This window comes from Candidatus Uabimicrobium amorphum (assembly GCF_009002475.1).
GTDB classification, from domain to species: domain Bacteria; phylum Planctomycetota; class Uabimicrobiia; order Uabimicrobiales; family Uabimicrobiaceae; genus Uabimicrobium; species Uabimicrobium amorphum.
Genome location: NZ_AP019860.1, coordinates 431,018 through 453,862 on the forward strand (window position 1 = coordinate 431,018; position 22,845 = coordinate 453,862).

General features: G+C 38.6%; 17 protein-coding genes. 8 read left to right on the plus strand and 9 right to left on the minus strand.

Going from position 1 to position 22,845, the window contains the following annotated elements; all coding sequences use genetic code 11:
• Positions 1-51: 51 nt before the first annotated feature.
• From UABAM_RS01500 to UABAM_RS01510, 3 genes are all read left to right on the plus strand, one after another.
• On the plus strand, positions 52-1,617 hold the full coding sequence (locus UABAM_RS01500; RefSeq protein WP_151966220.1) for a glycosyltransferase family 39 protein: 1,566 nt from the start codon (positions 52-54) through the stop codon (positions 1,615-1,617).
• Positions 1,618-1,907: 290 nt separating this feature from the next.
• Positions 1,908-3,338, plus strand: coding sequence for a hypothetical protein (locus tag UABAM_RS01505; RefSeq protein WP_151966221.1), 1,431 nt, complete (start codon positions 1,908-1,910; stop codon positions 3,336-3,338).
• An 11-nt stretch (positions 3,339-3,349) separates the two neighbouring features.
• On the plus strand, positions 3,350-4,144 hold the full coding sequence (locus UABAM_RS01510; RefSeq protein ID WP_151966222.1) for a hypothetical protein: 795 nt from the start codon (positions 3,350-3,352) through the stop codon (positions 4,142-4,144).
• 111 nt (positions 4,145-4,255) lie between these two features.
• Here UABAM_RS01510 and UABAM_RS01515 read toward each other — a convergent pair whose 3' ends face one another.
• Positions 4,256-5,338, minus strand: coding sequence for a hypothetical protein (locus UABAM_RS01515; protein ID WP_151966223.1), 1,083 nt, complete (start codon positions 5,336-5,338; stop codon positions 4,256-4,258).
• 372 nt (positions 5,339-5,710) lie between these two features.
• Between UABAM_RS01515 and UABAM_RS01520 the strand changes: the two genes are divergently transcribed.
• The 4 genes from UABAM_RS01520 to UABAM_RS01535 all read left to right on the plus strand — a co-directional run bounded on the left by UABAM_RS01520 (position 5,711) and on the right by UABAM_RS01535 (position 8,656).
• Positions 5,711-6,451, plus strand: a complete 741-nt coding sequence (locus UABAM_RS01520; RefSeq protein WP_151966224.1) for an OTU domain-containing protein — start codon at positions 5,711-5,713, stop codon at positions 6,449-6,451.
• Positions 6,452-6,667: 216 nt separating this feature from the next.
• On the plus strand, positions 6,668-8,047 hold the full coding sequence (locus UABAM_RS01525) for a tetratricopeptide repeat protein (RefSeq protein WP_151966225.1): 1,380 nt from the start codon (positions 6,668-6,670) through the stop codon (positions 8,045-8,047).
• A 16-nt stretch (positions 8,048-8,063) separates the two neighbouring features.
• Positions 8,064-8,336, plus strand: a complete 273-nt coding sequence (rpsT, locus tag UABAM_RS01530; protein WP_151966226.1) for a 30S ribosomal protein S20 — start codon at positions 8,064-8,066, stop codon at positions 8,334-8,336.
• A gap of 50 nt (positions 8,337-8,386) precedes the next feature.
• The gene (locus tag UABAM_RS01535; RefSeq protein WP_151966227.1) at positions 8,387-8,656 is read left to right on the plus strand and encodes an FmdB family zinc ribbon protein; all 270 of its coding nucleotides are present in this window, start codon (positions 8,387-8,389) and stop codon (positions 8,654-8,656) included.
• Between the two features lie 334 nt (positions 8,657-8,990).
• Here UABAM_RS01535 and UABAM_RS01540 read toward each other — a convergent pair whose 3' ends face one another.
• The 5 genes from UABAM_RS01540 to UABAM_RS01560 form a co-directional block, all read right to left on the minus strand.
• Positions 8,991-9,212 (minus strand): hypothetical protein, encoded by a 222-nt coding sequence (locus UABAM_RS01540; RefSeq protein ID WP_151966228.1) that lies wholly within the window; start codon positions 9,210-9,212, stop codon positions 8,991-8,993.
• A 310-nt stretch (positions 9,213-9,522) separates the two neighbouring features.
• Entirely contained in the window at positions 9,523-12,756 is a 3,234-nt protein-coding gene (locus tag UABAM_RS01545) for a bifunctional serine/threonine protein kinase/MFS transporter (RefSeq protein WP_151966229.1), read from the minus strand.
• A 114-nt stretch (positions 12,757-12,870) separates the two neighbouring features.
• Positions 12,871-14,214 carry a serine hydrolase gene (locus tag UABAM_RS01550; RefSeq protein ID WP_151966230.1) on the minus strand — a complete coding sequence of 448 codons (1,344 nt, stop codon included), beginning with the start codon at positions 14,212-14,214 and terminating at the stop codon, positions 12,871-12,873.
• Positions 14,215-14,368: 154 nt separating this feature from the next.
• Positions 14,369-14,848, minus strand: coding sequence for an aminoacyl-tRNA deacylase (locus UABAM_RS01555; RefSeq protein ID WP_151966231.1), 480 nt, complete (start codon positions 14,846-14,848; stop codon positions 14,369-14,371).
• Between the two features lie 10 nt (positions 14,849-14,858).
• Entirely contained in the window at positions 14,859-17,201 is a 2,343-nt protein-coding gene (locus UABAM_RS01560; protein WP_151966232.1) for a bifunctional serine/threonine-protein kinase/formylglycine-generating enzyme family protein, read from the minus strand.
• A 386-nt stretch (positions 17,202-17,587) separates the two neighbouring features.
• Here UABAM_RS01560 and UABAM_RS01565 point away from each other — a divergent pair, with 386 nt between their 5' ends.
• Entirely contained in the window at positions 17,588-19,096 is a 1,509-nt protein-coding gene (locus tag UABAM_RS01565) for a serine/threonine protein kinase (protein ID WP_151966233.1), read from the plus strand.
• Positions 19,097-19,126: 30 nt separating this feature from the next.
• On the opposite strand, the gene ade is transcribed toward UABAM_RS01565, so the two are convergent.
• From ade to UABAM_RS01580, 3 genes are read right to left on the minus strand one after another with little or no spacing between them, the layout of a single operon-like run.
• Positions 19,127-20,839: an adenine deaminase gene (gene ade, locus UABAM_RS01570; RefSeq protein ID WP_151966234.1), complete on the minus strand. Its 1,713-nt coding sequence runs from the start codon at positions 20,837-20,839 to the stop codon at positions 19,127-19,129.
• Positions 20,839-21,402, minus strand: coding sequence for a 16S rRNA (guanine(966)-N(2))-methyltransferase RsmD (gene rsmD / locus UABAM_RS01575; protein ID WP_151966235.1), 564 nt, complete (start codon positions 21,400-21,402; stop codon positions 20,839-20,841). Before rsmD ends, ade begins: the two co-directional genes overlap by 1 nt.
• The gene (locus UABAM_RS01580; protein WP_151966236.1) at positions 21,399-22,817 is read right to left on the minus strand and encodes an ATP-binding cassette domain-containing protein; all 1,419 of its coding nucleotides are present in this window, start codon (positions 22,815-22,817) and stop codon (positions 21,399-21,401) included. The genes rsmD and UABAM_RS01580 overlap by 4 nt, the downstream gene beginning before the upstream one ends.
• Positions 22,818-22,845 lie beyond the last annotated feature (28 nt).

Below are 22,845 nucleotides of genomic sequence, written 5' to 3' on the forward strand. Positions count from 1 at the left end.
TAAAGGCCTATCATCTCCTAGTAAAAGATTTCAAAGAAAGTTTGCGCGATTATGATAGCAGATACCCAAAAGCTTTACAAAAAAATTTTACAATACGCACCGTGTTTTTTTATTATACTTGTCGCTTTGTGTTTGCGTTTCTATGATGTAGAGTCATCACTTTGGCTAGATGAAGTCTATAGTTTAGAGCGCAGCGGTATTACCGGAAAAATTGGATCTGTTTCCGATCTAATCACTTATGTAGCGCACAACGATGCACATCCGCCTTGCTACTATGTACTGTTGAGATTATGGGCGTCTGTTTCGTACCATCCTGTTTGGCTGAAACTACTGTCGATGTTATTTGGTATAGGAGCTATTGCTTTTGCGTATCTCATTGTTGCAAAAGTGGCAGACCACTATAGAGCTTCGCTATGTGCGATCACTTTGGCATGTAGCTATTTTTTAATTCATTACAGTCAAAATATAAGACACTACAGTTTAGTAAACTTTCTTGCCATTTTTTCCTCGTGGTGTATTGTCCAAGGAGTGATGACGAACAAAACGCGTTATTTTTTTATTTATGCGTTTGCCACGATTTTAGGGTTTTATACGTACTACTATCTGGCCTTTTTATTCGCTACTCATGGGGCTATATTGTTTTTTTATGGCGGAATCCAACAAAAACTTCTGTATAACATCCGCACAGCAAAAAATACCCATAGCGTTTTCGGAAATATTTACGAGCAGATAACGCATCAAGTTAATTTTGCGCGTTGGGTAAAAAGCCAGGTAGTCGCGACAGTGGTATTTTTTCCGTGGCTTTACTACGTACTTCCTTTGCGTTTATCTCTATTTGCCCAGGTAGAGGTCAAAGAACGCGGAAGTGTAACACTAGCGAATTTATACGAATTACTACAAGATTTTTTGATGGGAGAAACGCAACTGTATGTCGCGCAATATATTTTTGTGGGTATTTTAATACTTGGATGTATTACGTTGTTGTTTAGTGATAAAAAATACCTATGGTTGTATAGTGTAATACTTCTACCCACTATCATTACGGTTTTTTTCCCATTTAAAGGACATGTTTTTCAAAGTAAACATCTTATTTACTTGCTACCATTGCTATTATGTATCATAAACGTTTGTTGCCTAAATATACGCATTCTTAGTATCTTTTTGTTTGCACTAATATGTACTAACTTGTATATGTTGCATAGCGAAAGCCACAAACAAAAACAGCCATGGAATACTGCCATCAACGAAGTATATCGCGACATCGAACGCGGCGATGTTTTGTGCTTCAATCCTTACTACCTCGAAGTTCCTGCAATGTATTACTACAAAAGACAAGGCACTTTACAAGGAAAAGAAATTGTTCCTGCTTTTGTATACCTTACTCCACAACAAAATATTCCGCGTCGTTTACAACCATATATATACTTTAGCGAACAACATTTACAAAGAGTATCCAAACGCAATTTATGGTTGATCGAAATAGCAAACTGCCACTCGACACCAAGAAACCACGCATTTTTTATATGGTGCGAAAAACTATTCAAACGCGTAGAACAAAGGTCTTACCAAGGAAGTTTTGGGACAATTATTGTTCGTAGGTATACTCCGCGGAAATAGTTGTAATCGTCACCATCATACGTTTTAAGTTAAGACGTGCTTTTGCAGGGATGACACTACAAGTTAGTCGTCACCGTAGCCGTAATCGTCACCGTCACCGTGACCCTGACCCTGACCCTGACCCTGACCGTCACCCTAACCAGACTAAATTCTTCAAGGAGTACTGCGATTATCGAGAACCTGATGCGTGTTTTAATAAAATTATTTCTTTTTTTTGATATACATCGCATAATATACTAGAGTGTTGTCCTAATGAAAAAATATTATTGGTTATGTCGTAGGAAAAAATTATGGAAAGAATGCTGATTATCACTGTTATTTTTACGATCTCTATCTTCGGCGATTGGGAACTTTCTTCGCGCAATTTGGAAAAAATGATCAAAAATTCGGATGTTATCGTCGAAGGAAAATTTACTTCTAAGAGTAAAATAAAAGTGTCAGACGCAATAAAAGGTCCGCAAAAACTGCGCAGAATTAAACTAAAAAAACAAGTGACGGATATAGCACTCAAACGCGATTACATCCTGTTTTTCAAGTTAGTGGATGATGAATTTTCTCTTATAAAAGAAAATACCATAAAAAGCGATGTCATGATTCAGTCGCGTATTCGCGAGCAAGTAATGCAGCAGCGCGTAGAGGCATCTGTCGCTGTTGTTAATGCCAAGGTTTTAGAGACGCGCGATGTTGTGGTTTCTACAAAAAAGAAATACACTGTGGCGACATGTGAAGTGATCAAATACTACAAAGGTGAATGCTCTAAAATATTTGAAGTTATGTATCGCAGTGATCGCGAAAAAAACGCCAAAAGAATATTTCTATTCCCCAAACTGACCTACGTATTCTTTTTACAAGATAGAGCGCATCGCTCTACAATAAATCCTTGGAATATCAGTGATTTCTCTGGGTTTTCGCAAGCCCTACTCAAAGAAACTCAGATTGCCAAACATATTCGTAACTCTCTGTCCAAAAGAGCACTAAAGATACTCTCTGTTGCTTCCAAGGCAAATGATCCAAAACTACCGAAAATGTTTTGCGAAGAATTAAATACTACTTTATACAAAAAAAACATGTATGTGTCTGTTTTGACGGATATTGATGTACCAAAAGATTGGGACCGTAAGGCACCAGAGAATATAGCAAAAATCAATTGTTTAATTTTTGAAAAGTATTTTGGCAAATATCTAAATGCGAAAATCAATTATTTTTCAGCACCCTCTTTTGATGGCGCAATCGTAGATCGGCACTACGTCATTAAAGAAGTCACAAAAGCCTCATCCGTAAGAAGTCGTTTTGAAGACCGAGCGGGAAAGATGCAAAAGGGATTGAAAATATTTGGGCAAAGTGCAGGCCAAAGTTTTTCTGCAGATCAACCTGTTGCTGTAAATCTACTCATTCAAAACTTGTCTAAGGCTCCTATCACGGTTTGCAATAGCCATATTCCTTATCTCCTCGGGGTGAATATTGTAAACGTCGATAAAAATAAACTCGTACTAGAAGATGGACTGAAGCCTTTTCGCAAAATGCAAAAAAGTTTTGTAAAACTAGAGCCCAATCGCTATATTGTCATTCCTACTCTAAATTTACGCGATTATTGTGACTTACCCGCGGGAAAATATGGAATATATGTACAATTGTATGTGCCGGTTAGTTATGCTCGGGAGAAGTCGGATGCATGGTTTGGGAAAATTTTAACTAACTTTATTGAATTTGAAATTAAATAGGAGTCATAACTATGAAACGCTGCGTAACATTTTTAATTCTCGTTACTTTCTGTAGTTTGTATGCTGCAAAACTTTCGCCACGAGAAATTTTACAAAGATGTATAAAACGCCATGGTGGACAACAAAACTTCGAAAAAATCAAGAATATCTACGTTAAAATGGATGTGCATTCCAAAAACGAAAAAGCCGATGTGGAAAGTCTCATTGAACAATATTTTCGATTTCCCAACAAGTTGCGTGCCGAAATTAGCTCGATGATGAATCCTCCTACAAAAGTTAGTTGGAACGGAAACGAAGCATGGCAATTAACAAAGGATAAACTTGAAAAAACTACAGATCCACGTCAACGCGACAACTTGAAGGAAAGTTTACGTTTTGTAAAACTCATCATGTTGACAAATCTATTGGAAAAAGGTAGTACTCTAAAATATGAAAAGCATGTGAAAAGAAAATCATATGGTATTCATGTTATTTTACAGCAAAACGGCGAAGGCGAGAAAATAAAGATATATGTAAAAGATAGTGATTATTCATTGTTTGGTGGTGAGTTTTCGTGGCAAGGAAACAATACAATATTCAAAGTTTTTCTAGATAAACAAAATTATTGGGTTGATGGAATTTGTTTTCCAAGAGAAGCGCGAATTTATCGCGGTAACGAAAAAGTTTTGGATGCCAAAGTTCGTCAAATCAAAATTAATCACCTACAAAACGGTAATAGTTTCTTCGCCAATTTAAAAGAAAAACCACGCATGAAAAAACGTAGAAGAACAGGTCGAGGCCGTGGAAGAGGTCGTCGCGGAGATTAGTATAAACAACAAACTACAAGTGATCATAGTCTTCTATTTTATAGAAATTGTGGTAGTTAATTTTCATGCTACCACAAATTTCTATAAGTATTTCTCATTCAGCAAACCATACTAAAACTTCTTCATTGTCTCTCGTGCCCAAACCGCAAAAAAAGTACTACCATACTTACTCGTAAGTGCCTTGCAGTAACTCTTTAAGCCCGCAATAGCACGTCTATTGTCACTTTGGAATTTTTGACTCTTAAAACTAGTTTTTCCACGAACTTCCATAGAGTAGTAAATTTGCTTGGCTTTTGTGTATACTGAAAAGCCTTTTAGCTTTGTGCGAAATGATTTGCTTTTCTTCATTGTGGAAATTTCCTTGGCGAATTTGTCCGCCTTTTCGTAGCCTTTCCAATTTTTGCACAACTTTCCTGCTTGCTTTACGTAAGCAACAGGGTTGTATTTGGCATTTGCCTCGACGTTGGCTACCTCTACTTGATACATTTGCTCTAGCCTTTGTAGAATTTGTCGTCCTTCTTTTTCTTTTTCACTGCTTTTGGCGATAGCCTTTTGAATTTTTTGGTATGTCTTGCCCAGGGATTTTCCGCGAATGATATCTTTTACTTCTCGTTTAAAGAATTTCGTAGAGAATTGTGCCGCCAGCTTGGCACGACGATTCACCAATAGTTCTTGTGCTTTTTTGATGGCCTCTTGTAAACTATCTCCTGTGTAAAGTAGATTGCCCCCTACATCAAAAACAAAAGCACGCGGTGGTGTCATCGGGAAACGCTTTGTGGCACGACATTGGAAAAATACGGGGAATTTCACTTCTTTTGGAATTGCTTGAAAAGCTTGGATGTCCGATATTTGAGCTCCTTGGAACTGAACATGTCCGCCGACCATTTTTAGTCCGACACTCTTCAATTTGTTGTAGTCTTTGTTGAGGTATTTGAAACCTTCTAAGGCAACCGCGGCGAATGTCTTCTGTTGCCGAAATCGTCCATTACCTGCTACAGTTGATACCGATGTTCCAGAACCTCTTTCAGAACCAGACCAAAGATAGACAACTGTGACATAATTTCCTAATGTTTGTGGTACGATCGCTGTTTCTCCAGCTATTTGTTCTTTAAATTGAAAATCTCTAATTGTTACTTGTTGTTGTGCACTTGCTGTAATCACTAAAATAAGAAAAATGGACAACATTCTAAACATTGTATCTCCTTTGCTCTTTATCATATTTTTGCTGTTAGTTCGCAGATAATTCCATTTTTGTACACGTTGGCGTAATAGATATCACAGTACATTCTTGGAATCGATCTACTATAACTAATGCTCTCTTACCTCTATTATATCAAGTCTTTTTGGAATAGGTTTAGAAATTTACAACTGCTCCATCACAAAATACCGTAACTTTTACTTGTCGCGATAAATTTTTCTATTTGGAGTAAAAACTTTTCAGCGTGTAATACTTTTGACTTTCCATTTGCTTTGTGGTAAATTTAGAACTTTTATAACGTCTTCAAACGTTACCCAAATTCACTCTAAGAATTGTGATGAAAATGTGTTAATAAAGGAATATGTTAAATGAGGCTATTCGTAACAATTTTTTTTATATCTATAATGTTGGTTTCTTGTGTTTCTACACAAGTAGATGATACAGATACAAATAATTCTCAAGACAACCAACAAACGACCAACGATAATACAAATACCGATACCGATACCGATACCGATAACACAGATAACTCGGATAATACAGATAATTCGGATAATACAGATACCAATAATACTAACGACAATACAGCTCAAGATACACAGTACCAAGCACCTCAACCTTCCATCATGGAAGAGAATGTTTTAAGTTCTTCCAACATTCAACAACTTATTGTTGCTGATGGTGACGATGATGATTGGGAAAAATTTCGCGAGGCTTATATCGTTCAATATCTCAAAAACTTGAGCTTAATACCAGGTGCTTTAGACAAAGATATGTCCAAAGACGTTGTGGAATATCTAAACAAGGGTTATGGAATGTATTGGACCCCTGTAAGTGGTATTGAAAGAGAACTTGAGCACGGCTTTGTTGCTGCACGTTCAAAAAATATAGAGTTAATGGAGAAACATTTGAATGTAATGGCAGCACAAGGTAAGGGAAAAGATTACTATGCCTTAGCTTACATCGCAGCATGGACATATTCCAAAAATGGGGCCAAAGACAAAGCCCAAAGTTTAATTCAGCAAGATAACTTAATTACGAATGTGCCGGGTTTTGGCCTTGATGTTCCCGCAAATGATTTGCAAAATTTACAAGCAATGGCCCAATAATTTGGCTTAAGTGTCGCTAAAAAAAAGAAGCGTTACAGCGACACAAAATTAAGAAAAACAAGCTTCATAACCCATGTAATTTTGTTTTGCAAAAGCGCACAAAACATTGTATCATAAACGATAAGCGGTAAATTTTTGCAAATGTGTTAAGTTTCCGCTGTTGTAGAGCTTGGTTTATGTTAGAATAACAATCTTTCGCTTTAGGAAGGTGAAGACGTGTCGGAACAAATCAAAAAACTTTATAAAAGGACAGAAGAAGCCTTAAAAAGAAATAATTATGATCTTGCAATAGAACTTCTAAAAAACCAAATTTTAAAGTATACCCCCAACGACGTAAAAGCTCGTAAACTTCTTCGCGCTACAGTAAAGAAAAAACACCAGGCTCATGGTGCACCAACAAAAGGACAGGCTATGTCTAAGGGAATTGGTGCGCAGGCAAAACTCAAATTTGCACAAATGCGCAAAAAATGGAACACTGTGATTGAAGAAGCCGAAAATTACTTATTACATGACCCCTCAAATGTACCAGTGCTATTTTCCCTAGGTGAAGCGTGTATGCACTCTGGACACACAGATACGGCTATCTTTGTTTTCGAAGACATTTATGCCACAGATCCTAGTCATGTAAAAAGTTTGATAAAGTTGAGTGAAATACACAAAGGTTTGGGACACTATGACAAAGCGATTTTTTACTGCCAAAAGGCCGCTAAATTAAGCCCTACCGATGGAGAAATCTCGCGGGAAGTAAAGCGCATTGCCGCAATGAAAACTACCGACGTATACACCGAGGCAAAAAGTTCTCGCGATTTAATTAAAGATAAGGACAAGGCCAACGTACTCGAAAAACTCAACCAAAAAATACGTTCCAAAGAAGATGCAGAAGAAGTGATTGCAATTCTCAAAAGACAACTGCAGGAAGATCCTGAAAACAAAAAGTTACTTCGCGATCTAGCAGAAAAATATCTCATTCTTGCAAAGTATGACTTTAACGGCTATGACAATGCCGCAGAACTTTTGCAAAAATATTTAGAGATGGATCCAACAAACTTCGATACGAAATACAAAATTGCAAATTGCAAAGTGAATAAATTAAGTGGGCAAATGGAAGTTCTTCGCAGCAAATTGAAGAAAAATCCACAAGATGCGAACATAAGCCAGCAGTTGAAGCAAGTACAGAAAAATAAACTTGCGGTAGAAATACAAGAATATCGAGTTTTAGCCGACGAGCGTCCTACGGAATCAGATTTGCGTTACAAATTAGGAAAAGCTTTGTTTCAATGTAAGCAGTTTGACGAAGCGATTGCTAACTTCCAACAGGCGATTCAATCTCCAGGGCTAAAAGTAGAAGCTCTCAACTACATGGGGCAAGCGTTTCTACACAAAAAGAATTACGCTTTAGCAGAGGCCCAATTCAAAAATGCATTAGATGGCCTCAATTCAGGACACAAAGCATATAAAACATTGTTATACAGTCTAGGTGTTGTTTATGAATCTGCTGGTAAAAAAGCAGATGCAATAGATACCTTTACATCTCTACTGAATATAGATATTCAATATAAAGATGTAAGCGATAGATTAGAAAAACTTAAAGTATGATAAAAGGAAAAAAGTAATGCCGAATATTCAATCAGCAAAAAAAAGAATGCGTCAAAACGAAAAACGTCGTGTTCACAACAAAAGCATTAAATCTGCGGTTAAAACCCACGTCAAAAATTTTCTATCTCTAGTAGAAAAAGGCGAAGCAGAGCAAGCAAAAAAAGAACTACCTGTGGTAACCAGTCAGCTTGACAAAGCATGGCAAAAAGGTCTATACCATAAAAATTATGTTGCAAGAAAGAAATCTTCTTTGCACAAAAAATTAAACAATATGGCAGCTGCTGAGTAAATTTATAAGAAATGAGGTATCTCTAAAGACTATTTTTTTTGGAGTAAAATATGCCAACGTATTCTTATGAATGCCAATCCTGCCAACATGTATTTGACGCATTTCAATACATGAGTGAAGATCCTTTAAAAGACTGCCCAGAATGTAAAAAAGAAGGTTCATTAAAACGTCTAATTGGACCAGGAGCAGGGTTTATATTTAAAGGTGAAGGCTTTTATATAACGGATTACCGCAGTAAATCTTATAAAGAGAAAGCCAAATCAGAATCACAATCATCATCTACATCATCGGATACAAAAACATCCAAAACAAGTACGTGATGTTCGATTCATGTAAACAAGCCCTCTAACATAACATTAGAGGGCTTGTTTTATTTTTAGGCATAAAAAAAGAGGAGAATAAATCTCCTCTAGAAGAAAAAACATTATAGCTCTTGCTATTTGTCCAATGCTAAAAACGTACATGATTTTATTAAACCCGAGCCCCAAGCCCGCTCCCAAGCCCGAAGTTTTTGCTTTGCGTTTTGGCTATTTAGTAGGTGGCTTATCATTAAAGTTTCATTACCTTTTTCTAGAAGGTTTTCGGAAACGGGCTTGGGCTCGGAAGCGGGCTCGGGTTTAGGTTTATTTGTGTATACTATCCATACTATCCGTGCTACATAACAACCATATTAATATTTTGTTGCACCCACTCGAAAATTCTCTGTCGTTCCTCTTCTGTCAGGTGCTCATCATTTGTAAGTAGATCTAATAACTTCTCTTTTTTTCTGTGTAATTCCATCGCACACATTTGATGTTTGTACTCTTCTTCTAAAGATCTATTAATCGAATCAAATTCATTTTTTAAATTTGTAGGTTCTTGTATTGTACTTAACATTTTTGCACCCTCCCTATGTAATATCCAAATTGTGAACAACCTGAATGTACACATACTATACTACTTAATTTTGATAAATGCAACTCAAAAATACGGTTTTTGTACGGTATTTTTCATTTCGTGCTTGAGGCCCTGAAAAAACTGGTATTCTGTAACATTTTTCTCTACAAATACCGTATCTTTGCTATCATAGATAAAAAAATAAGCTTTGTCTCCCAAACATTTATAGCTTGAAAAACAAAGCTTATAGAAGATAGCTGTTTCATAGACTAGCTATTACAAAGGTTTCAGCATAGGTGCTTGTTGCGAATTATGCTTCGGTAAAATCCAGAGGTTTTGTCGGGTAAATTTTCCACAACGGGATGAGAGTAAGCGACATGAGCAACATGACAACCGCAAATACTGTAAACATTTGTTCTGGATTGAAGTATAACATTAAAAATGATCCTACAGCATAGCCAAGGTAACCGAATCCATCGAGAACACCTGCTGTGGTGGAAGGGGCCTGGTTTCCTCCTACGTCGATCGCGGCAACACCACCTAATACAGAGTATGCAGCGTAGATCAAAAAACCACTGATAATTAAAAAACCTTGTAGTAAGAATAGCGAGTGGAAAAACAGACCGCTACCAAACATCATAAATGCCAAAATCATACACGGAACCACCAACACAGGTCCGCGGTTACCGTTCATCTTGTCAGAGATCCACCCTGCAAGAAAAGTTCCGACCATCCCTGCTATTGGAAATAAAGTGGATACATATCCCGCTTCTTCGTTGACCAGACCTCGATCTGCCAGTAACTGAGGGCTATAGCTTTGGAAGAAACCGCGTACCATTGTCAAAGCAAAGCCCCCCCATATCATTAGTAAGAAAGCACGTGAGGTAAACAATGTTTGTAAAACTTTTTTGATGTTGGGAGTTTCACAAACAGCAGGACGGTTTGAGGGTTGTTCTTTTAAAAATAAGAATACGATCAAGGCGGCAATTGCCAATAAAGCTGCGGGGACGAAAAACAATCCTTGCCAAATAAGTAGCGAAAAAGAAGCGAGTAAAGTTGTTACGGCTTTTGCAACAGCCTCGCCCATTTGGTAGCTAAACGACATAATACCCATAATCGTTCCACGTTGTTTATGTCCACCGTACCAGTGGGAGCATATTTTAATGAGTCCACTCCAGCCCATGGATAGGAAGTAAAAGTTGCAACACCACCAACCAAGAAACCATGCATATGTTTCTCCTGTGGCAAACATACATGTTGAGTACACCGAGCCAATCATTCCGAGAATAAAAATGCTTTTTCCACCAATTTTATCGGCGATCATACCGTTGGTGAATTTTCCGATGGCATAGAACATGATCCCCCAGCTAGTGATGGCTGTTAGGTCCTTTGTGGTGAGTGCGGTGGTGTCCACAATACTTAATTGCGCGACAGACATATTTGCGCGTGTTAGGTAATAGGCAAAGTAGCCAAAAAACAATAGGGCAAATGTCATGACGCTGCCTGAAACGCCACGGTGTGCGCCTTGTATATCGACAAGACCTTCGTCTTCTTCTAGTACGAAACTGCGTATTTTGAAGTAGACGCCAATTGACATGAGACTGGTAAGCCACAAAAAGCCAAATATTTCCAAACCATAGTCATACAAAACGCCCATAATGACACCGCCAAGAAAAAAGACTGCGGCGGGAATAAACAACCATTTTTTAATGTCCAGGGCCATGTTGGCAATACCAATACCAATGAGAAGTGATGCTACCCCGATCATGCGAAATGGTGGTAAACCCAAAGAGTGATTGATAACACCGGTTAGCATGCAGGTTATACCTACGATGACCCACATACCGATGATGTCTTGCGAGACCAAACTGCGAATTTTTAATCCCCTGGCTTGATAGTAGGTGATCCCTCCGAGTACCACGGGAATAAACAACCAAATAGGGACCACCATCCAATAGCTGAAATCGGGCTTTCTCAGTACAGAACCTGTTAGAAAGCAACCCAAAGCACCTAGTATCGCGGCAAATAAGAAAATAGTGCCGAGTGGCGAGGCAACTTCCTGCCAATCGTGAGCACGAACGGCTTCACGTAGATGAATAAGTTCGTCTTTTTGTGCCTTCAATTTTTGTTGTAATTTGCGAATTTTGTCTTGATACTCGGGGACTTCACAACGCGACATCAAGTATTGCGCAAATTTCAAATCTTCTGTTTCCAGAGCATAGTTTAACATTAAGGTATTTTCTTTGGTAAGTCCGTTACGCGCTTCTTCAGCGTTTTTCCATATCTTCAAGGCTTGTTCGAGCGCAAAGACAATTTCCCCATCAAGACGATGGATTTCCCTCTCTAAAGTTTCACGCTCACGCTCCGAGGCACGAGCAAATCTTGCGACACTTTTATCTAGCTCTTCTAATTTGGCGAGCCCTTCATTGATAAGTAAGTTGGCTTGCTCGTGTTCCAAATATTCTTCGATTAGCTTTTGAAATTCCTTTACGGAAGAGTAGCGATTTTGAGGATCTTGTGCCGTGGCTTTGTTACAAATGTTCGCCAACTCTCGCGGAATTTCTTTTGGATAGGAAAATGGTTGTGAGGCGGTGGCGTTTTCTAATACTTCGCGTAAACTTTGTCCTGTGTGGCGTGCACTTTTCATGAGAACATGATGTAAACACGCTCCGAGCAGGTATACGTCTGTGGTAGGACCTTGTTTTTTCCCCTCTCCGGTGGCAAGTTCTGGAGCCATGTATATAGGTGTACCTGCTGGAAATTCTACCTCCGAATTGTGCAAAATATGTGGTTCTTTTTTGTCGGCAAAGCTAACGGCCAATCCCCAGTCCATCACAAAAATTTCACCAAATTCGCCAACCATAATATTTTCGAGTTTCAAGTCGCGGTGGATAATCTTATTTTCGTGGGCATATGCGATCGCATTACATACCGTAATTAAAATACGTAGATGTTCCTTGAGCGGTCGTTTTTCGTCTTCTAGTATCTCTAGCCACGATTTTCCTTTAACAAGTTTCATCGCCAAGTGTGGAACACCGTTTTCCGTTGCACCAAAGTGATGGATGGGAACAATGTTACTGTGTTCCAAACCTCCGGTAATACGTGCTTCTGAAGCAAATAAGTTTGCATGTTCGCTACCGTTGTGTAAAATTTTGATGGCGACATCGCGCCCTAAGGAACGTTGCATACCCTTGAATATACTACCCATTCCCCCTTCACCAATGACCTCATCGAGAATGAAGTCTTCGTTCAAGTTACTCTCTAATTTTCGGTAACGCCCAGATACGGATTTTTCGTGTTGTTTTACTTCTTCATCGTCGTGCAAATTCATGGTTTGCGCGGCAGCAAAGGGAACATCTTGTTGGGCACCGACTACCGTAAACTCTTCTATTTTTTTACCGCCAATACTACTTTTGGGGAGATCTAGTTGAATTTCGGGAATAGATTCCTCCTGCGCTCGAAAACTGTAGCTGAGAGCTTTATTACCCATTTTTTCTTCGTTGGCAAAAAGATCTTTCCATATTTTGTCTTTAGAGTTATCCATGTTCGTACCTTATAAAATTGTAGAATTGATGTTTTGACTCCACGAAAGAGGAGGTGGCGATGGGAAATCAAAGTAGTATTGTCGGCCCAACATTCGTGGATGATATTTGCTCTATTATTTGATGCGCACAGCGGGCATCTGGCGCCCAAACTGATGCAATATTATTTTGTTTACATTACCTTCTTTATTCTTTACGAATTCTAACTGTGCGTTGACAATTTTCCAGAAAAACTTCGTTTCTGTTTCAGGATAAATGCGATAAGCAGGTTGATCGGCAATTTTTACCATAAGTTTGTCATTATTTTGCGAAATCTGAATTTTTAGCATACCTAGTTTGTACGTTCCGAGGTAAGAAGAAAATATTTTTGGATCAACTTCCGCGGTTTTGCGAACAACAACTTCTTGCATTTTTTCACCCGATAGAAAGTTTAAAATATTGAAACCCACGTAATCTAGGCTATTTGCGGTGTTTGTTAATACGATAATTCCAATTTCACGCTGTGGGTTAAAACCTAAAAAGCTGCGAAACCCACCCGATCCACCGTTATGCCACACAACATCTTCTCCTAGTTTGTGCCATGCCGTACCAATTTTTAACTTACCACTTACATGACGTAAAGTCTTGTGTGATTTGACCAATGCTTGTTGTAAAGTGGTTTTTGGCTGTGCATGATGAGCAGCAATATTTTCTTTAATAAATCGTAAGCCATCTTTCACATTAGAATGTAGAGAACCAGCGCCTTGAAGAACTGGCCAATCCCAGAACGGGACAGGGGTTAAATCCAAATCATGTCCGACAGCGACTTGCCATTTTTTGTCTTTGGTAATGGCGGTGTGTGACATCGAAAGAGGCTGGCAGATTTCCTCCTTTACCATACTCTCGTAACTCTTTTTTGCTTGTATTTGTAAAATTTTTCCCAATAGTCCGACACCAAGGTTGCTGTATTGGTATTGTTTCCCTGGTTTACGGGTTAGCTTATATTTACGAAGAAAATCGAGTATATTTTCGTCCGTGTAGCTGGTATAAGGATTATCGATATCTTTAGGCGTTATGTTCGTCGGCAAACTTGGTAGTCCTGACGTGTGAGTAACGAGATGTTGTAAGGTTATTTTTCCTACCTCGGAATCTATATCGATGAATTTGTCGATCGTGTCGTCCATCGCCAATTTATTTTCTAAAATCATCTTTGATAGTAGGATACCAGTAAACGCTTTAGAAATAGACGCGATTTCAAAAACGGTTTGGACATTTGTTTTCTGTTGTGTAGTTTTGTCAGAAAAACCGTAAGATAGGACCACATCTTCTTTGTCTTTTTGATAGACTCCAACGACAACGCCCACATTCCATTTGTATTCAATGATCGGTTGGATCATTTTGTCTATTTCTTGCTGTAAAGTGGTCTGAGCAAGCAAGAACGAGTGGCAGACCAAAATACATATGGTAAATGTTCGGTACATACTTTTCTCCTGGTAGTATTTGAAATAGCGAAATTTAACCGAGCCCGAGCCCGAGCCCGAAGTTTTTTGATTTACTTCACAAATATTGATATGTTCATCATCTCAATTCTATCTCTGTGGTGTTACAGCCACCAAAATTTTAGAATGAACGGCGTTATTGAATGGCAACATTGACAAATTGTGGTTGTAAAAGCATTTGCAAATCTTGAAAACTAATCTTAACAAGAAGGCCTCTTTTGCCAGCGTTAATCCACAGGTATTCTAGATTTTGTATGGTGTGTTCGCAGTAGATTTTTAGGGGGGTTTTCGTGGCAAAAGGAGAAGTCCCACCAACAAGATAGTTGGTTAATTTTCTCACCTTGTCTGGATGACAAAGTTTTACTGTCTTGCAGTTTATTTCACGCGCCATTTTTTTTAAAGACACTTCTTTGTCCCCATGCATTAAGATGATGAAGCACTGCTTGTTGTCGTTTTGCATGACAATGGTCTTTACTACCATGTGCGCGGAAGTTTCTAATGTTTGCGCGGCGTATTTTGCACCGCCATGCTCCTCATATTTGTATGTGTGAGAAACAAAAGTTACATTTTTTTGTTTTAGCAATCGAATTGCTGGTGTTGTGGTTTTTTTAGTCATTTTTTATGTATTATTTGGGTATATAACAAATGCGAAATCCAGTGGTACTGTTTTTAAAATGTGGTTCAAATTTGCTGCGATATGCAGAACGCATACTGCCTATCCAAAAGTGATTCCATGCCGCACCACGTGAAACTTTATAACCAGCAAAAGACTTTGCCTCTTTATTTGCAAAGTTTTGGTAGTCATCCTGGCACCACTCGCTGGCGTTACCGACCATATCGTGCACTCCAAATGCGTTGCTTTGCAAATTACCCACCGGTGCAAGTTCGGCAAAGCCGTCAATGACCTCTATTCCTGGATGTTGAGGGTGTTTCATGTTGGTGGTTTTATCCATAATATTGGCGTACTTACCAATATAATTTATATCATCTCCCCACGGAAATCGACTATCTGTGCCACCGCGACATGCATATTCCCATTGAACTTCTGTGGGCAAAGTAAATTTGCGGAGTTTTGGCAAAAATTGCTGATGAATGGCATTCCACGATACATAGGTTGCTGGGTGTGCGGTGTTATCATGCATGTAATCTTGGCCTTGCCATGGCTTTTTTCCCGTAACTTTAAACCACTGCTCTTGTGTAATTTCGTACTTGCCTATCCAGTAGTGTTTATCAATGGTGACAGTATGTTGTTTTTCATCTTCGTCTCTATCCACTTCTGTAATCGGAGACCCCATCCAAAATTTACCAGGAGGGATAAGCATCATCGGAATAGCAACACCTGATATTTGAACTTTTTTCTCTAGAGGTTCACCTATTTTATCGGCATACCACTTTTGGTATTTTTTTGCGTAGTTCATTTGTTGATTGGCAGATAAATTTACCCATATTAAACTGGTGAAGTCAAAGTAACCATTTTCCCAACAAGAGTTCCATACCTCTTCGTCAAAGGGGGTTTGCTGTTGTATGGACAACATGTTGTTGATCGTTGCAATTCTTTGGCGGCAATTTTCCATAAATTTTTCAAAATTCGCTGAGTTTAGGCTGCTGATGGCCTGTTTTTTGGAAATATTTTCGCGTTTTTGTAGCATCTTAACTTCGTTGTTAAAGTATTCTTGGGCTTTGGTTTTTGCTAATTGATATAGAGTTTTGCTTTGTAGTAGTAATTCACGGTTCTTATTTTTTTCCGCTGCGATCCCTTTGGCAAAAAGCAAATCTGCGTTGCTCTGGTATTCTTTGGCTTTGTTCCATATTTTATTCTCTTGTGGTTTGATACTTTCGCCACCAAAAGTCCAGTACGCGGCAATAACTAGCAATAGTAGTAGTAATGCATTGACAACGATGAGGGATAAAAGCCACTGCTCTTTACAAAATTCAATGGCTTGGTGGTAAATTGCCACCACTTTGTTTTGTGGTCCGGTAATTTTGTTTCCGTGAACTTCTTGGTAGTTAATACGGATTGTGGCAAGCTTTTTTGATAGGTTAGTATCAACTGGGTTTGATAATTGAATTCTCTTTGCGCGTCCACCGTCGATGTATTTTTTTGTATGTAACAAATTTTGTTGGATTTGTGCCAGACGGTCAGCGACTTGGTTGGCCGTTTCTGGGCGATTTTGTGGATTTTTATCCATACCTTCTTTTAACAAATGGGATAGTTCTTGTAGGCATTCGCGCTCTTTTGGGTTGAGTTGTTTATCGCTTAATAATATTTTCTCCATTAAACTCGGAGGAGAAAAGTCTGTAATTTTGTATAAAATAGCGAATTCATTTTCGTCGTAGAAAGGAGAGCGGTCTTCCCATAAAAAAAATTGGTACAATACTGTACACAGTGAAAATATATCACTTTGGTAACTGTGTTCTCCTTTCACTTGTTCCGGACTTGCGTAGAGAGGTGTACCCAGAAAATCATCACCTTTGGTAATCTGCACTGTTCCGTATGTTGTATCTTTCGCTAAACCTAAATCAAGTAGCTTGATGTCCCCTGTTTCATCGTCTATGATAATATTGTCTGGTTTAATATCGCGATGTATGATACCAGCTAAGTTTAGAATTTCTACGGCGCGTGCTATTTTGTTGGCAATGGCTAATTGCTCTGGTAGGGAAAAACTGTTTTTGTGTTCACGAATAACTTCGCGTAACGTTTTTCCATCTACAAGTTCCATAACCAAGTAGGCATGTTCTTCGTGTTCAAAAAAATCAAAAGCACGTACAAAAAAAGGATGGTCTATTTTGCGTAGTAGGCGATATTCTCTTTTAAATCTGCGCTTGCGTACTTTATCGATCGACATCAACCGCTTAATGGCTACTGTTCGCTTCTTTTTTTGGTCAATTGCCTTGTAAATCTCGCCAATACCGCCTTTTCCAATGAGTTCCTGCGTTAGATACTTCCCTGCGAGCAGATTACCATTCATTTGTAGTTTGCCTTAAAAAACTTTTTTGTACTTGCTTATAAAACATATATTTAATACATTATTAGTAGTCCATTCTACCGTTTTAGTGGTAATTCTCACAAGTCGAAAGACTTTGTGATTCAGGGGAGTTAAAAACATAAATCTACTAACGTTAGGCTCATTGAGAAAAAACACCTTTACTTGTTTTGTGCATCAGTTTTGTGGTTTTTATCCACGAAATAACTACACGCCTTTGCAACAACTTGTTGATGAACAAAATTTCTAAGTATTTACCTCTTTCGGCCATTCCGCGTTATTTTAATACCAAAGACGATAGAATTTTAGATAGGGTTTAGAAAACAACATTATATCATATAATTCTTAATATGGGAATCAGGTAAACAAGAATGCCTAAAATAACCTTAAAAGAGAAAATTATCTTTCACTACGCCAAAAAACTAAACTATCTTACAGATATAGACATTCAAGAGTACTACACTGGCCAAGTTGATTGCAATTCATTTATTCTTGGACATTCCAAATTATCATCCTATCAAAAACATGTGATCCGAGTGTTGTTTGTGATGAGATGTTTGCTAAAAATAGCAGAACAGAAAAAAATGATAACAGAAGATCAATCGAGAAATCTACAAAAAAATCAATTATCTCTCATCATCAATCAACGTTCTTGGCAACTAGATATAAGCGTTGCGCAAATGTTTACTCTTGACACTGTTGAGGGAATTTGCAAACTTTTAGAAGGCAACTCTGTATTTACCAAACAAGACACAGCATTTTTGAAAAATCTGTTTCAGCAGTATATAAATACGTTAGGGCCAAATACAAAAGTCAACACACCTATGGAAGTGAAACGTCAGGAAAGAGAACAGCAAATTTTGGCCGAGGAATTCACCATAGACCAGAAAAATATGGATTTACTCTCTCCACATGCACAGACAATACAAATCATAGATAAGGTTATGTCGGACTCTCCCGAGGAGAAGAAAGAAAAAACCTTTATATTCCCCAATTTGGAGAAGGTCGTTAAGTCGCCGACACGTCTCCAATTGGAAGACAACCTTGACATGCCAAATGACCTAAACCACTACCAAATCATTAAATTAATCGCCAAAGGTAGCATGGGAGAAATTTATCTGGCAAACGATACAAAACAAAATCGCAAAGTAGCGATCAAAATACTTGCCAATGACCTTGCTGATAGCGTTACGAGTCGATTTATGCAGGAAGCCGAAGTATTGTCGTGTTTAGATCATCCAAATATTATCAACATGTATGAGTTTAGTTTTGCCCATGCGATTAATCAATACTACATTGCGATGGAATTCGCACCGGGAAAAAACGTGAAGGAAATTTTGAATGAACTTACTTTTATTGAAGTGGTTGATTCATTAAAAATCATATCTTGTGTGGTGGAGGCTTTGCGTTATTCTTTAACACGGCGCATCATTCACCGTGATATTAAACCCGCGAATATCATGATTACGAGTGACGAAGGCAATGTAAAGCTTACTGATTTTGGAATTGGTAAGATATTGAACCAAAGCGGGAATACGAAAACAGGTGAGGTGATGGGAACACCATACTACATCTCCCCCGAACAAATTATTGATACGCGTAGTGTCGATCACAAAACAGATATCTATTCTATAGGAGCCACTCTGTATCGCATGGTTTCGGGAAAAGCACCTTATGCCCAATACAAGGGGTTGCACAATATCATGCGTGCGAAAATAAATGAGGATTGTCTCGCACTTCATGAAGTGGCCGATGTTCCTAAGTCTATTAGCAATTTTGTTGCACGCGCTATGGCCAGAGATCCGCAAAATCGCTATCAAACATTTTCACAAATGCAGCGCGATATACAAGGTATTCTCCAGCAGTACTCGCAATTTTAACCATCTGCCGCAGCAGATGGTTAACCAATTTTATGACTCCAGCAAATCTATCACCGCGAATTTATCTACATCAACTAAACCAAAATCAGTCAGTTTTAGATGAGGAATTACAGCGAGAGCTAAAAACGATAGTACCATAAACGGTGACTTCAATTGTGTTCCAATCTGTTGAGCCTTTTCCTCTATATCATGTAAATTTTTTACGACATCGTCTACAGGAGCATCCGACATTAGACCTGCTATGCGCAAAGGTAATTCACATAGTGTTTCTCCCTTATCAACAACAGCAAACCCACCGCCGATTTTTTGAATTGTTTGGGCAACACTTATCATATCGTTGATATTTTTTCCTACCAAAATTAGATTGTGATTATCGTGAGCGACGGTAGAGGCAAGAGCTCCACTTTGCAGTCCCATTCCCACAACATAGCCTAAACCTACCTGAGCATTTTTACCATGTCTTTCGACAACAGCAAGATAACAAAGGTCTGTTTGCTCCTGATTATCCAGGTCTACAATTTCTTTTTCGGTGATCAATTCTCCTGGTAATATTTTTATGGCGTTGACCTTGCCTGATGTAGGGTAGTTGTTCAATTTTTCTGATAGGTCATTGGGTACATGAACAGAGTCATAAGTAGAAGAGGCCTCTGTGCGGGTAACCTTTTTGATGATTTTGCCGTTTTCGGCAACTTTCTTACCACGATAGTAAACACTGTCTATTTTGACTTGTTGTAGGTCATCCAAAATCACGAAGTTGGCGTAGTAACCGATACCAATGCCACCAACCCACTTTAGGTTATATACCGTTGCTGGATTTAGTGTCATAATGCGGATTGCACGAATAGGATCTACCCCTGCGTCTATGAGCATTTTTAATATTAAGTTCAAGTGCCCGTGCTCTAGGAGTTGATCAGGATGGCGGTCATCAGAAGCGATGCAAATACGGTGCGCTGTTTGGTCCGTCAATACCGGAATTAAGGCTTTTAAGTTGCGTGCTGCGGAACCTTCACGCATTAAGACATGCATGCCTTTGCGTAACTTTTCTGTGGCTTCTTGTGCAGATGTACATTCGTGATCGGTAAAAATGCCAGCGTTTAAATATGCGTTCAGTTCCCGTCCTTTTAGCATGGGAGAATGTCCATCAATATTCAGTCCGAGTTTGTGTGCTGTGGCTACCTTTTGCAGAACATCTTCATTGCATAAATAAACGCCGGGGTAATTCATTAATTCGCTAAGCGCAGGTGTCGCGTTGTTGTAACGGAATATTTCCTCGAAGTCCTTTGCGGTGATCTCTGCACCAGAGGTTTCCATGTGTGTTGCTGGAACACATGATGGTATGCTAAAATGAATGTCCATAGGCGCATCTTGCGCAGCGCGATACATGTACTTATAGCCCTCAATTCCGAGAACGTTGACAATCTCATGGGGATCACTAACGACCGCACCTGTTCCATGAGGAACAACTGTTTCGGCAAAACCTTCTGGACTTAGCATTGATGATTCAACGTGGATGTGTGCATCGATAAATGAAGGAGATAAGTACTTTCCCTGTAGGTCAATTTCTTGTTTGGCTTCTAGACTGTCATCCACCGCGACTATTCTACCGTCGGCGACCGCTACCGATGTTTCCCATATTTCTTCGGTAAATGTCGATACAACTTTTGCATTTTTGAAAATAATATCTGCGGGAGATTTTCCCATGGCCACTTGAATGCGATGTGGCATACTTTGACTAAAATCCATTACTTTTTCCTTAAAAACCACAACTCTGCCGAGCCATATTCGCGCTTACTCTCCACTTCTAAGGATTGTGGAATAGGACATCCTGACATAGCGTGGCGTCGACAATGTAAGATTAGTAAACTGTTCTGCTCTCCAACACTCTGTAATAAATCGGCAATAAAATCTAGTGTTTTTTTTCGCTCACAAGGATGGTCAATATATTTATATGGTGGGTCCATAAAAATGATATCGAATTTTTGTTCTCCTAAGGCTTTGGCGACAAAAAAAGCGCTTTTGCTGATCAACTTGCACGTTTGTAATTGTGACTTTTCAATATTTGCTTTTAAGGCCGGAAGCGCATGGCGACCATTTTCTACAAAGTAGCATTGTTGTGCTCCACGAGATAAAGCTTCTAATCCCAGGGCTCCACTGCCGGAAAAACAGTCTAAAATACGCGCATCTTCAATTTCGTAACCAATGATATTAAACATTGCGAGTTTTATTCTCTCAATCATTGGACGGGTCTTCATACCTTTGGGGCTTACTAAATTCATACCTTTTTTACTACCACCGCAAATTCTCATTGTTGTACTTCTTTCATTGATCCCTGACTTAGTAGATAATCTCTATCGCAAAAATCGCGAAGCAAATCTTGGCCGTGTGCGATCCATAGCACTGCGAAGTTTTCTTGTTCCGCGAATAAGGATACAAACAAGGTCATTATTTTATAACGCAGCGGTATGTGTATTCCAGCGAAAATTTCATCGAGTAAGAATAAATGACTATGTTGTGGATCGCGCAGTCCATATAGCTTAAATTTTAGCAGCGTACGTAAAAGCGCAACGCGTTTTTGTTGGCCATACGAAATTTGCTTAGGGTTGCACTCATAGATACGCGTGGGAATTTCTAGTAAAGGATACCATTTATCACAAAAATTTTGTAATTCATCGCAAAAACGTACGTCGCAGTTGATCACTTCTTGAAGAATTTTTTTCACAGTATGATTGTAATTAAATGAGTGAAATGAGTCTTGGTACACAAGATGAATGTACTTTTGGTAGGCAATGACTTGTTGTGATATGTCGTTTTCTTCCCAGTAGATTTTTCCAGAGTTTATCTTTTGTAATCCAGAGAGTATATTCATAAATGTTGTTTTGCCACTGCCGTTTTTACCCTGTAAATGAACCCATGTTCCGTTTTCGATGTAAAAATCAATGTCTTTTAAAATTTCGTGTTTACCAAAGTTTTTTTGAATGTTATGCGCCTCAAGTATCTTTTGCCCTGTGGTCACGTCGCGTTTGACGGCATCTTGATTGTCAGCATATTGTTGAAAATAATAGCGATTTTCGCGTGGAATGAGCGATTCATAATCAAAAATTTCATGCGAAATAATAACAATAGATAAATTTTTCTGTGCAGGTAAATTTTGCAAAAATTGCAGTAGTTTTTTACGCGTCTCGCGATCGAGAGATGCCGTTGGTTCATCAAAAATAAGTAAATGGGGTGAACAAGCGAGTGCTAGGGCAATTGTTGCTCTTTGTCTCTGGCCCGCAGAAAGTGATGAAATGGCAATGTCCACTTTATCCAGTGGAAACTCTACACACTCTAACAATTGATTCATGGGCTGTGGTTCGTTTAAGTCTATAACTCGTTGGAGTTGCGTACGTAACGTTTCAAAAGGATTCAATGTTTGGTAGGGATCTTGCGGGACATAGACTATCTTTTTTCCAAGTATGTGTTGTTGGAAAAATTTTGCATTCCTGTTGTGTAAAGAAATAGTCTCTTCGGCATAAAACCATATCTCGCCTTGGATGTACTCTTTGGGTAGAAAACCTACAAGACTTTTGGCTAAAGTTGTTTTACCGCAACCGGTTTCCCCAAAAATACCAAAGATTGTTTTGTTGTATATTTGAATATTGACGTTGCTGAATAATGCTTCTTCTTGTTGAGGAAATTGTATTGCGAGGTTTTTAATTTCTAACAGTAATTCTTGGGACATGATATTTTCTCTATTAAAAATACGTGAC